Annotated in this window: 11 protein-coding genes; 7 read left to right on the top strand and 4 right to left on the bottom strand. The window is 71.3% G+C overall.

The annotated features are described in order from the left end of the window. The first annotated feature begins 31 nt into the window (after positions 1-31). Complete coding sequence (locus AC5L30_RS09025; protein WP_494866439.1) at positions 32-598, top strand: adenine phosphoribosyltransferase; 567 nt, start codon at positions 32-34, stop codon at positions 596-598. 197 nt (positions 599-795) lie between these two features. Beyond that, a complete protein-coding gene (locus AC5L30_RS09030) occupies positions 796-3,318 on the top strand; it encodes a RelA/SpoT family protein (protein ID WP_494866440.1) in 2,523 nt (840 codons plus the stop codon). Positions 3,319-3,415: 97 nt separating this feature from the next. On the opposite strand, the gene AC5L30_RS09035 is transcribed toward AC5L30_RS09030, so the two are convergent. Together AC5L30_RS09035 and AC5L30_RS09040 are read right to left on the bottom strand one after the other, a co-directional pair. Further along, entirely contained in the window at positions 3,416-4,255 is an 840-nt protein-coding gene (locus AC5L30_RS09035; protein ID WP_494866441.1) for a peptidylprolyl isomerase, read from the bottom strand. Positions 4,256-4,314: 59 nt separating this feature from the next. Then, on the bottom strand, positions 4,315-5,199 hold the full coding sequence (locus AC5L30_RS09040) for a peptidylprolyl isomerase (RefSeq protein WP_366636727.1): 885 nt from the start codon (positions 5,197-5,199) through the stop codon (positions 4,315-4,317). Positions 5,200-5,469: 270 nt separating this feature from the next. On the opposite strand from AC5L30_RS09040, the gene AC5L30_RS09045 reads away from it, so the two are divergent. The 3 genes from AC5L30_RS09045 (at position 5,470) to AC5L30_RS09055 (ending at position 8,594) form a co-directional block, all read left to right on the top strand. Continuing rightward, positions 5,470-6,180 carry an MBL fold metallo-hydrolase gene (locus AC5L30_RS09045; RefSeq protein WP_494866442.1) on the top strand — a complete coding sequence of 237 codons (711 nt, stop codon included), beginning with the start codon at positions 5,470-5,472 and terminating at the stop codon, positions 6,178-6,180. Between the two features lie 72 nt (positions 6,181-6,252). Next, positions 6,253-7,581: a histidine--tRNA ligase gene (gene hisS, locus AC5L30_RS09050; RefSeq protein ID WP_494866443.1), complete on the top strand. Its 1,329-nt coding sequence runs from the start codon at positions 6,253-6,255 to the stop codon at positions 7,579-7,581. 71 nt (positions 7,582-7,652) lie between these two features. Then, a complete protein-coding gene (locus tag AC5L30_RS09055) occupies positions 7,653-8,594 on the top strand; it encodes an acyl-ACP desaturase (RefSeq protein WP_494866444.1) in 942 nt (313 codons plus the stop codon). A 151-nt stretch (positions 8,595-8,745) separates the two neighbouring features. On the opposite strand, the gene AC5L30_RS09060 is transcribed toward AC5L30_RS09055, so the two are convergent. Continuing rightward, positions 8,746-9,258: a PaaI family thioesterase gene (locus AC5L30_RS09060; protein ID WP_494866445.1), complete on the bottom strand. Its 513-nt coding sequence runs from the start codon at positions 9,256-9,258 to the stop codon at positions 8,746-8,748. A 55-nt stretch (positions 9,259-9,313) separates the two neighbouring features. Between AC5L30_RS09060 and AC5L30_RS09065 the strand changes: the two genes are divergently transcribed. Both AC5L30_RS09065 and AC5L30_RS09070 read left to right on the top strand, forming a co-directional pair. After that, complete coding sequence (locus AC5L30_RS09065; RefSeq protein ID WP_494866446.1) at positions 9,314-9,790, top strand: winged helix-turn-helix transcriptional regulator; 477 nt, start codon at positions 9,314-9,316, stop codon at positions 9,788-9,790. A 549-nt stretch (positions 9,791-10,339) separates the two neighbouring features. Beyond that, complete coding sequence (locus tag AC5L30_RS09070) at positions 10,340-11,386, top strand: S1 family peptidase (RefSeq protein ID WP_494866447.1); 1,047 nt, start codon at positions 10,340-10,342, stop codon at positions 11,384-11,386. Between the two features lie 84 nt (positions 11,387-11,470). Here AC5L30_RS09070 and AC5L30_RS09075 read toward each other — a convergent pair whose 3' ends face one another. Beyond that, positions 11,471-12,205: a DUF998 domain-containing protein gene (locus AC5L30_RS09075; protein ID WP_494866448.1), complete on the bottom strand. Its 735-nt coding sequence runs from the start codon at positions 12,203-12,205 to the stop codon at positions 11,471-11,473. Between the last annotated feature and the right edge of the window lie 90 nt (positions 12,206-12,295).

Raw genomic sequence — 12,295 nt, forward strand, 5'->3', positions numbered from 1 at the left:
CCGTTCGTCGTCGAAGGAGAGCGAAACAGCCGTGACGGAGACCCACAGCACCGCAGCGCGCGGGGACAGTGGCCCGGAGGTCGCCCGACTGGTCGCCAGTCGGGTGCTGGACGTGCCCGACTTCCCCAAGCCCGGCGTCATGTTCAAGGACCTGATGCCGCTGTTCGCCGACGGCAAGGTCTTCCGGGACGTGATCGACGGGATCGTCGCGTACCACGGGCGGGACGCCTTCGACGTGGTGGTCGGCATCGAGGCTCGCGGGTTCGTCGTCGCGGCGGCCATCGCGTACGCGACCGGCGTGGGGGTGGTGCCGGTGCGCAAGGCCGGCAAGCTGCCCCGCCCGGCGCACTCGGTCTCCTACGCGCTGGAGTACGGCGAGGCCACCCTCGAAGTGCACGAGGACGCCTTCACCGCCGGGCACCGGGTGTTGGTGGTCGACGACGTGTTGGCCACCGGTGGCACCGCCGAGGCGACGCTGGACCTGGTCGAGCGGGCCGGCGGGACCGTCACCGGCTTCACCGTGCTGCTGGAGCTCGGCTTCCTGGGTGGGCGTGAGCGGCTGGCGCCGCGTCCCGTGCACGCCCTGTTGACCGTTTGAACCGGTCGATACTCTGCTGACCGTTTGATCCCGGACCCGTCGGATGGACCCGGCGCCGACCGTCCGGCGGAGCGGCAGGGGACCGTCCGTGCGGGTAGCATTGCCCTTTGCTGACGCCGGCGGTACCCCGTCCGGCGGGCGAGACCAGGTCGGCCGATCTTCGGCCGGCGTCTTTCCGGCGAGCGGTGAGGAGGCCGGTGTCCCACGATGTCGTCCCTCCGGCGGAGGGCACGGTGCACCCGACAGGCGACGCTGACGGCTCGGTGACTGACCGGACAGGCGACGCGCCGGCCCGGGTCACGGGCACCGGCAACGGCTCCGGCGGGGCCTCCGGCGAGAGCGCGGTGCGTCCGACCAGCGGCCCGCCGAGCGTCGAGGCGTCCCCCGGCGCCGACGGTGTCGTGGTGCCGTTCCCGGCCGACGCGGGCATCGATTCGTCGCCCAGCGGTGGCTTCGGGCTGTCCAACGCGCCCACCGGCCGGCGGGTCCGGGCCCGGTTGGCCCGGTTCAACGCGCCCTGGCAGACCTCCCAGGTCAGCGAGGTGCTGGAGCCGCTCATCGCCAGCCACCGGGACAACCACCCCAAGGCGGACGCCCGGCTGCTCCAGCGTGCCTTCGACACGGCCGCACGGTGGCACTCCGGGCAGTACCGCAAGTCCGGTGACCCCTACATCACCCACCCGCTCGCGGTGGCGACGATCCTCGGCAACCTGGGGATGGACACCACCACGCTGGTCGCCGCGCTGCTGCACGACACCATTGAGGACACCGAGTACACCCTCGACCAGATGCGGGCCGACTTCGGTGGCGAGGTGGCCCTGCTGGTCGACGGCGTCACCAAGCTCGACAAGGTCAAGCTGGGCGACGCGGCCAAGGCCGAGACGATCCGCAAGATGGTCGTGGCCATGGCCAAGGACCCGCGGGTGCTGGTGATCAAGCTGGCCGACCGGCTGCACAACATGCGCACCCTGACCTTCCTGCCCCGCCCCAAGCAGGAGCAGAAGGCGAAGGAGACGCTGGAGATCCTGGCGCCGCTGGCGCACCGGCTCGGTATGAACACGATCAAGTGGGAGCTGGAGGATCTGTCCTTCGGCACGCTCTTCCCGAAGCGCTACGAGGAGATCAACCGGCTGATCGGGGAGCACCAGCCGCAGCGCGAGGCGCTGCTGCGGCAGGTGACGCAGAAGGTGCAGACCGACCTGAAGGCCGCCAAGATCAAGGCGGAGACCACCGGGCGGCCGAAGCACCTCTACTCGATCTACCAGAAGATGATCGTGCGGGGTCGTGACTTCAACGACATCTACGACCTGGTGGGCGTGCGCATCCTGGTCGACACGGTTCGCGACTGCTACGCGGCGCTGGGAGTGATCCACGCCAACTGGCAGCCGGTGCCGGGCCGCTTCAAGGACTACATCGCGATGCCCAAGTTCAACATGTACCAGTCGTTGCACACGACGGTCATCGGGCCCACCGGCAAGCCGGTGGAGATGCAGATCCGCACGTACGCGATGCACCGCACCGCGGAGTTCGGCATCGCCGCGCACTGGAAGTACAAGGAGCACAAGGGCACCCAGATCGTCGGCCCGCCCGCGCACATCGACGAGATGACCTGGCTGCGGCAGCTGCTCGACTGGCAGCGTGAGGCCGCCGATCCGAGCGAGTTCCTGGACGCGCTGCGCTTCGACCTGTCCAGCCAGGAGGTGTACGTCTTCACCCCGAAGGGTGACGTCATCCCGCTGCCGACCGGGTCGACACCCGTGGACTTCGCGTACGCCGTGCACACCGAGGTGGGGCACAAGTGCATCGGGGCGCGGGTCAACGGCAAGCTGGTGCCGTTGGAGTCGACGCTGTCCAACGGCGACGTGATCGAGATCTTCACGTCGAAGTCCGAGACGGCCGGCCCGACGCAGGACTGGCTGGGCTTCGTCAAGAGCCCGCGCGCCCGGACGAAGATCCGGCAGTACTTCAACAAGGAGCGGCGCGAGGAGGCGATCGAGGCCGGCAAGGACGCGATCGTCAAGGCGATGCGCAAGCAGGGCATGCCCCTGCAGCGGATGCTCACCTCCGACGCGCTGATGTCGATCGCCCGGGACCTGCACCTGGCCGATGTGGCCTCGCTCTACGCGGCGGTCGGCGACAGCCAGGTCTCCGCGCAGTCGGTGGTGCAGAAGCTGATGGCCGCGTACGGCGGCGAGGAGGGCGCGGCGGAGGACATCGCCGAGACCGCCGTCGCCACCCGGCCGCCGCGCAGCCGGCAGAGCAGCAGCGACCCGGGCGTGGTGGTCCGGGGCGTCAGCGACGTCTGGATCAAGCTGGCCCGCTGCTGCACCCCGGTCCCACCGGACTCGGTGTTCGGCTTCGTCACCCGCTCCGGCGGGGTGAGCGTGCACCGCGACGACTGCGCCAACGCCGAGGACCTGCGCGCGCAGAGCGAGCGGGTCGTCGAGGTGAGTTGGAAGCTCACCTCCGCCTCGACGTTCCTGGTCGCCATCCAGGTCGAGGCCCTGGACCGGCACAAGCTGCTGGCCGACGTCACCCGGGTGCTCTCCGACGAGCGGGTCAACATCCTCTCCGCCACCGTCACCACCACCCGCGACCGGGTGGCGGTGAGCCGGTTCAGCTTCGAGATGGCCGACCCGAAACACCTGGGCCACCTGCTGGCCACGGTCCGCAAGGTCGACGGCGTCTTCGACGCCTACCGGGTCACCTCCGGGGCCTGACGCCCACCGGATCCGTTCCGCGGCCCGGCGCGTACCCCGAGGGCGCGACAGCGCCCGCCGGCTCAGCCGGCGGGCGCTGTGTCGTCTGCGCGGGTTGTCAGCCCTGCGGCGCGCTCATCGTGAGGTCCTTGATGATGACCTCCTTCTTCGGGTGGCCGCCCCCGGCCTGCTGGGCGAACGCCCCGTCGTCGCCGGCCTTGGCCACGTCCTTGACCAGGTCCATGCCGCCGGTGATGGTGCCCAGCACGGTGTACGCCGGGTCCAGCGGAGAGTCGCCGAAGACGATGAAGAACTGGCTGCCGGTGCTCCCCGGATCCTGGGATTTGGCCATGGCGATGACGCCCTCCGGGTACGGCGGGCGCTTGTCGGTGGGCAGGTTCTCCTCGGCCAGGCGGTAGCTCGGGCCGCCCTGGCCGTCGGTGTCCCGCCAGCCGTTGCCGGTGGCGCTGGGGTCACCGCACTGCAACACCTTGATGCCCTCGGTCACGAGACGGTGGCACTTGGTGTTGTCGAAGAAGTTCTTCTCGGCGAGGTGGGTGAAGCTGCCCGCCGTGCACGGCACCAGCGACCGGTCGACCTTGGCGGTGATCGGGCCGAGGTTGGTGTCGATCGTCATGGTCTGGACGCCCTTGGCGGACTGCTGGTTGCCCGGCAACCCCACGTCCTTGATCTGCGGGGGCCGCTGTTCGGTGGGCAGCGCGTTGTACGCGCACTCGGCCGCGCCCGCCGCCGGCGCGGCGGTGTCGCTCTTGTCGTCGCCGCCGCCGAGGCTCACCGCCAGCCAGACGGTGCCGGCGACCACGAGCACCAGCGCGGCACCCGCGCTGACGATCGCCGTCGTCTGCCGGCGCTTGCGGGCCTTGGCCGCGCGCTCGGCCATCTCCTTCTCGAGCCGGGCGCGTGCCGCCGCGCGCTGCCGCTCTCTGGTGGACGTCACGCCTGGATCCTCCTGGCTGTCTGCTGCTGGGTGCCGCTTGGGTGGGTGATGGCGCCCGGTCAGCCGGCGCTCGGGCTGCTGGCCGGGGTGCCGGAGGCCGAGGGAGCCGGTGCCGCACCGGTGACCGGCTCACCGACCGTGAGGCTCTGGATCGTCACATCGGTGCTGGGCTTGACCTTCGCCCCGGTCCCATTGTCCACGGTCGGGAGGGCACCGATCTTCTCCACCACGTCCAGCCCACCGGTCACCCGGCCGATGACCGGGAACTTCGGGTCGGCGGTGGTGAAGTCCTTGAAGAAGATCAGGAACTGGCTGCCGTTGCTGCCCGGCGGGTTGGAGATCATCGCCACCGTGCCCTTCGGGTACGTCGGTGGCTGGCCGGGAGCCGGGCTGGCCGACGGGGACGCCGACGGCACTGTCGGCAGCTCCTCGTCGTAGAACGAGTAGGTCGGCCCACCGAGGCCGGTGCCGCTGGGGTCGCCGCAGCGCAGCGCGCCCTCGGCGGTGATCTCGTGGCACTTGGTGTTGTCGTAGAACGATCGGCTCGCCAGGTGGGCGATGCTCGCCGCCGCGCACGGGGAGTTGGTCAGGTTCAGCTCCGCGGTGATCGGCGCGCCCTGGTTGGTGGTCACGGTCATCGCCCGGGTGCCGTCGGTGGGCAGATCCTTGGTGGCCGGCGTGCCGACGTCCTTGAGGTTGGTGTTGGCCGTCGCGTCCTGCGGCGTCCAGAGGCAGGTGTCCTCCGCGGCCGTGTTCTGCTTCGGGTCGGAGTCGAACGCGCCGAGCGCCCAGGCCGAGCCGGCCACGACCAGCACGAGGATCAGAGCAGCGCCGACTCCGGCCTGGATCTGCCGTCGGCGTCGCGTAGCGGCGGCCCGGCGAGCCAACTGCCGGTCGAGCTTGGCCCGCGCCAGTTTGCGCTGCCGGTCCCTGCTGGAAGCCACCCGTGCTCCCCTTTCCTCTACCTGGTCGTCGCCGGCGGCCGGTCGCCCCGGCCCGTCCGGGCGTCACGTGTGCCGCGCCACACGCCCGCCAGAGTGTACGGCTAGTGACTGGGAATGTGGTGTACGAGGTCCACCCCGTCCCGAGCAGCGCTTATCGGAGCCTGTCACTGTGCCGTACGGGGCGCGCGGGACGGACGCGGCAAACTCGCTCGGTGCGCCCGATAGGCTGCTGGAAAGGACGACAGCTGCTCGACGGAAAGGACAGCGCCCGTGCTCGTGGCCGGCTTTCCCGCGGACGCCTTCGGCACCAACTGCTACGTGGTTGCCACCGCGCCGGGGGAGCAGTGCGTGGTGGTCGACCCCGGGATCGGGGTGCTCGACCAACTCGACGCGCTGCTCGCCGAGCACCGCCTGCATCCGGCCGCCGTGCTGCTCACCCACGGCCACCTCGACCACACCTTCTCGGTCGCGCCGGTCTGCGGTGCGCGCGGCATCACCGCGTACGTGCACCCCGGTGACCGGGAGATGCTGGCCGACCCGGCCAAGGGCCTCTCGACCGACCTGACGTCGCTCTTCGGCGGCCGGCTGAGCTACACCGAGCCGGAGGACGTGGCGGAGTTGACCGACGGCGCCACCCTCACGCTCGCCGGCCTGGAGATCGCCGTCGACCATGCCCCGGGCCATACCGGCGGGTCGGTGCTGTTCCGGCTGCCGGGCGCCGGGTCGAGCTGGGAGGCTGACGAGCTGTGCCTCTCCGGCGACGTCCTCTTCGCCGGGTCGATCGGCCGCACCGACCTGCCGGGCGGGAGCATGCCGGCCATGCTCACCAGCCTGCGGGAGAAGATCCTTCCGCTGGCCGACGACACCGTCGTGCTGCCCGGCCACGGTCCGAGCACCACCATCGGCCGCGAGCGCGCCAGCAACCCGTACCTCATCGAGGTGGCCGGCACGTCGCCGGCCGCGCCCACCCGGGGCCTCTAGATCTTCTGTCCGCGCCGCGCGCGGACCCACGACACCACCGTGCCACCGGCGCGGAACCGCAAGGAGTACGCGATGAGCAAGCCCACGCCCATTTCTGGCTTCCCGGAGTGGACCCCCGGCCAGCGGATGATCGAGCAGTTCGTGCTCGACAAGATCCGGGCCACCTTCGAGCTGTACGGCTTCGCGCCGCTCGAGACCCGCGCCGTGGAGCCGCTGGACCAGTTGCTGCGCAAGGGTGAGACCTCGAAGGAGGTCTACGTGATCCGGCGGTTGCACGCCGACGCCGAGGGCGCCGGTGGTGACGACCAGCTTGGCCTGCACTTCGACCTGACCGTGCCGTTCGCCCGGTACGTGTTGGAGAACGCCGGCAAGCTGAGCTTCCCGTTCCGCCGCTACCAGATCCAGAAGGTGTGGCGGGGCGAGCGGCCGCAGGAGGGCCGCTACCGCGAGTTCGTCCAGGCCGACATCGACATCGTCGACCGGGACACCCTGGCTGCGCACCACGAGGCGGAGATGCCGCTGGTGATCGGGGACGCGCTGCGCTCGCTGCCGATCCCACCGGTGACCATCCAGGTGAACAACCGCAAGATCTGCGAGGGTTTCTACCGGGGCATCGGGCTGACCGACCCGGAGGCGGCGCTGCGCGCCGTGGACAAGCTCGACAAGATCGGCCCGGTGAAGGTGGCCGAGCTGCTGGCCCAGACCGCCGGGGCGAGCGAGGCGCAGGCCAAGGCGTGCCTGGCGCTGGCCGAGATCTCCGCCCCGGACGCGTCGTTCGCCGACGCTGTCCGGGCGCTCGGGGTGAGCGACCCGCTGCTCGACGAGGGCATCGAGGAGCTGGTCCGGGTGGTGGACACCGCCGCCGAGCACTCGCCCGGCCTCTGCGTGGCGGACCTGCGCATCGCCCGTGGCCTGGATTACTACACGGGCACCGTCTACGAGACCCAGCTGCGCGGCTACGAGCGCTTCGGCTCGATCTGCTCCGGCGGCCGGTACGACAACCTGGCCAGCGCCGGGGCTGTCTCGTACCCGGGGGTGGGTATCTCGATCGGGGTGACCCGGCTGCTCGGTCTGCTCTTCGGTGCGGGGGAGCTGTCGGTCTCGCGGGAGGTGCCGACCGCCGTGCTCGTCGCGGTGACCAGCGAGGAGCAGCGGACGGCCAGCAACCGGGTGGCCGAGGCGCTGCGGCGGCGCGGGGTGCCGACCGAGGTGTCGCCGAGCGCGGCGAAGTTCGGCAAGCAGATCCGCTACGCGGAGCGGCGCGGTATCCCGTACGTCTGGTTCCCCGGTGCCGAGGGAGCGCCGGACGAGGTGAAGGACATCCGCTCCGGCGAACAGGTCACGGCCGCTGCCCAGGAGTGGATGCCGCCCCTGGCGGACCTGAAGCCCACGGTCGGTTGAGTGTCTCCACTGGCGCTGACGGCCGCGGGGACCTACGGTAGCGTAAGTTACGCCACCGTAGGGAGTTTCTCGTGACCGTCAGCACCACACTGAGTCAGACCGCGCTGCTCGTCGAGTTGGAGCCGGTTGTCGCACGCAACCTGGACCGCCACCTCTCGCTCGCCAAGGAGTGGTTCCCGCACGAGTACGTGCCGTGGAGCGAGGGGCGGACCTTCGACGGGCCGCTCGGCGGCGAGGCGTGGTCACCGACCGACTCCACGATCCCGGACGTGGCCCGCACCGCGCTGATCGTGAACCTGCTGACCGAGGACAACCTGCCCTCGTACCACCACGAGATCGCCACCCTGTTCGGCCGCGACGGCGCGTGGGGCACCTGGGTGCACCGGTGGACCGCCGAGGAGGGTCGGCACGGCGTCGCGATCCGCGACTACCTGACCGTCAGCCGGGCGGTGGACCCGGTGGCGTTGGAGCGGGCCCGGATGACGCACATGTCGGAGGGCTACACCAACGCCCACGGCGACGAGGTGCTGCACTCACTGGCGTACGTCTCGTTCCAGGAGCTGGCCACCCGGATCTCGCACCGCAACACCGGCAAGGCCACCGGCGACCCCACCTGCGAGGCGCTGCTGGCCCGGGTGGCCGCCGACGAGAACCTGCACATGGTCTTCTACCGCAACCTGCTCGCGGCCGCGTTCGAGCTGGCGCCGAGCCAGGCCATGCGGGCCGTCGCCGACGTGGTGGCCGACTTCCAGATGCCGGGCAGCGGCATCGACGGCTTCGCCCGCAAGTCGGTGGCGATCGCCCTGGCCGGCATCTACGACCTGCGCCAGCACCGCGACGAGGTGTTGCAGCCGGTGCTGCGCCAGTGGGACGTCTTCAACGTGACCGGCCTCAACGCCGACGGCGAAGCCGCCCGCGAGCAGCTCGCCGCCCAGCTGGAGGACCTGGACCGCGCCGCGAGCCGCTTCGAGGAGAAGCGCGACGCCCGAGCCGCCCGCCTAGCCCTCCGCTAACCCCCCACCCCACCCCCGCACCCCCACCCACCTACCCCGCACCCCCACCCACCTTGCTCGCGTTGATCAAGAGCTTTCGGTCATCGGACGCCGGTTTCCTGACGCAAATCTCTTGATCAACGCAGCGAGGGGTCGGGGTGTGGGGGTGGGGTTAGGGGAGGGGAAGGGGGAGGAGGAGGCAGGTGCTGGTGGCGTGGGCTATCAGGCGGTCGGAGGCGTCGGTGATGCGGGCCTCGGCCAGGGCCGTACGGCGGCCGCGTTGCAGCACCGTGCCCTCGCAGCGCAGGGTGCCGCTGTCGACGGTGACCGGGCGGAGGAACTTCACGTTGAGGTCCAGCGAGGTGTAGCCGACGCCGGCGGGCAGGGTGGTGTGCACGGCGCACCCCGCGGCGGTGTCCAGCAGGGTCGAGAGCACGCCACCGTGGACGCTGCCGAGCGGGTTGTAGTGGAACTCCTGCGGGGTCAGCTCGACAACGACCCGACCCTCGTCGGCCTCCATCCGGGACATGTCGAGAAGGTGCATCACCGGCGGCGCGGCCAGTTCGCCGGCGATCATCGCCCGGAGCATGTCGAGGCCGCTGCGTCGACCGACCTGGGCGGCGTTGACCGACGGGTCCGCCCAGGTGAAGGTACGGCTGCGCACTGGTTCCTGCGTCTGCGTCATGGACGCAGCCTGGCAGCCGGTTGCTGAGTCTGTCAACGAGATCTAGCCTGGTCGGATGCGACCCGCGGCTGTGGACTGGTCAGTGGAGAACTGCACCATCGCCCGCGCGATGGAGGTCCTCGGTGAGCGGTGGACGCTGGTGGTCCTCCGCGAGGTGTTCACCGGCGTACGCCGCTTCGACGACATGCGGGTACGCACCGGCATTCCGCGCCAGGTGCTGACCAACCGGCTCGCCAGCCTGGTGGAGCAGGGCGTGCTCAGCCGCGAGCCGTACCGGGAGCCCGGCAGTCGGCTGCGCCACGAGTACCGACTGACCGAGAAGGGCCTGGATCTGTGGCCAGTGCTGGTCGCCGTCCTCGGCTGGGGTGACCGGTACCTCGCCGACGCGCAGGGCCCGCCGCTCAGTGTCACCCACCGCGACTGCGGCGCCGAGGTCCGCGCCGAACTGCGCTGCGCCGACGGGCACGACGTCGGTCGGCCCCGCGACGTGGTGCCCAGTCCGGGCCCTGGCGCCCGTCGTCGTACCCCCTGAATCCGGCGCCCGTCGCGCCCTGTGACGCACGGCGCCCGTCGTGCCCTGTGCCGCACGGCGCCCGTCGCGCCCTGTGCCGCACGGCGCCCGTCGCGCCCTGTGCCGCACGGCGCCCGTCGTGCCCTGTGCCGCACGGCGCCCGTCGCGCCCTGTGCCGCACGGCGCCCGTCGTGCCCTGTGACGCACGGCGTCCGTCGCGCCCTGTGACGCACGGCGCCCGTCGTGCCCTGTGACGCACGGCGTCCGTCGCCGTGCCCTCCGGCACCCGCCGCGACCGCCGTTCAGTGCGGGGGAGACATCGATGATCGTGCGCGCCGAAACTGGTGGGGCGTCGGTTGGGTGTGACGGTGGCTGTTCACCAGCGTGTCAGGGGTGTTGCGGCCGTGTGGCCGACCAAGATCGGTGAATCCGGGCGAATCCAAGCCTTGTCAATGATCTTAAGTATGTGAATACTTCAGTCTCAGCCGGCCGGTTTCCCCAGATCGGCCGGTTGCCCTCGGGTCAGCCGGCCCCGGTTAGACCCGCTCCCCCGCCCAGGAGGTTTGTTACATGCGACCCACGAGGTCCTCATTCCGCGTTGCGGCTACAGTCGCCGTTTCCGGAAGCCTGGTCGTCGGCTCGCTCATCGGCGCGCCCGCTCAGGCCGCTCCCGCCGCGTCGCCCGATGCCGCCGCCGCGATCTCCGCGGAACTCGGCGACCGCTCCGCCGGCTCGTACATCGACGCCAGCGGCAAATCCGTCGTCACGGTGACCGACGCGACCGCCGCCAGCAAGGCGAGCAAGGCCGGCGCTGTCGTCCGCTACGTCACCCGCGGCGCCGCCGAGCTCAACCGGGCCACGGCCGAGCTGGAGCGCTCCGCCAAGATTCCGGGCACCGCCTGGTGGAGCGACCCGGTCACCAACCAGGTCGTCGTCTCCGTCGACAGCACCGTCACCGGGGCCAAACTGGAGCGGGTCAAGGCCGCCGCCGCGCGGGCCAACGGCGCGGTCCGGATCGAGGCCGAGGCCGGCGTGCTGAGCACCCGGATCTCCGGTGGTCAGGCCATCTACGCCGGCGGGGGCGGGCGTTGCTCGCTCGGCTTCAACGTGCGCAGTGGCAGCACCTACTCCTTCCTGACGGCTGGGCACTGCACCAACATCTCGGCCAGCTGGTACTCGAACTCCGCCCAGACCGCGCTGCTCGGCAGCCGTACCGGCAGCAGCTTCCCGGGCAACGACTACGGCATCGTGCGGCACAACAACTCGGCCAACGCCGCCGGCAACGTCTACCTCTACAACGGCAGCTACCGCGACATCACCGGCGCCGGCAACGCCTCCGTCGGCCAGGCGGTGCAGCGCTCCGGCAGCACCACCGGTCTGCGCAGCGGCTCGGTGACCGCGACCAACGCCACGGTGAACTACGCCGAGGGCTCGGTCTCCGGTCTGATCCGTACCAACGTCTGCGCCGAGCCGGGCGACAGTGGCGGCTCGCTCTTCGCTGGCGGCACCGCCCTGGGTCTGACCTCCGGTGGTAGCGGCAACTGCCGCACCGGTGGCACGACCTTCTTCCAGCCGGTCACCGAGGCGCTCAGCCGCTACGGCGTCAGCGTCTTCTGATCCCCGCACCGCTCGCGGGCCGCCGGAACACTCCGGCGGCCCGCGTCGCGTTGGCGGCGGCACCAGGTCAGGCGGGGCGACGACTCACGGCAGCCGGTCGGGTCGCCCGGGAGCGGGCCCGCTCGGTGGTCCGAGCGGATCCGGGGGTACGACGCCGATGGTGGGCAGGTCCGGGCCGACGCGTACGGTGCCGCCGGCCGACCAGGCGAGGTGCGCCCGTCGGGCGGAGAGGACCGCCAGCAGCGGCCAGAGGGAGACCGCCACCGCCGTCACCCGCTCGGCCAGCCCCGTTCGGGACCCGCTGGTCACCTCGAACGCGCACCAGCCGAAGAGCGCGAGCAGCACGAGCGTGGCGCTCAACCCCACCGCCCGGCGGAACGCCCAGGGCGGCTCCGGTCGGGCGGGGTGCTCGGTGTCGTGCCCGCGCGGCAGCCGCAGTGCCGAGCCGGCCGGCCAGAGCACCAGGGCGAGGACGGCCACCGTCGCCGCGATGCCGTGGCTGAGCGAGCCGCCGACCGGCGGTCGGGGAAAGGCGACCAGCGCGATGGTGGCCACGCCACCGATCGCGAGCAGGAAGCGGCTGGGCAGCCCGGCCGCGTGCAGGACGGCGGCGACCGACAGGTAACAGCAGCCGAGCAACACCAGGGCCACCACCATGATCCAGGCGTCGGTGGCGTCCTGACCCGCCAGCTCGCTGATGGTGTCCCGGACCGGGTCGTACCCGACGGGCTGTCGCGCCTCCGCCACCGTCCAACCGGCCACCAGCAGCACGGGTGCCGCCGCCGCCGTGGCGACGGCCCAGTTCGGTACGGCGCGCATTTCGTCACGTTAACCGGCATGGCCGCCGGGGGAGCCGGGTTCGCCGGTCCACCCCACCAGCGAATCGTGCCGGCCTGCCGGGTGCCCGGA

It is taken from the genome of Micromonospora sp. BQ32 (genome assembly GCF_059358895.1).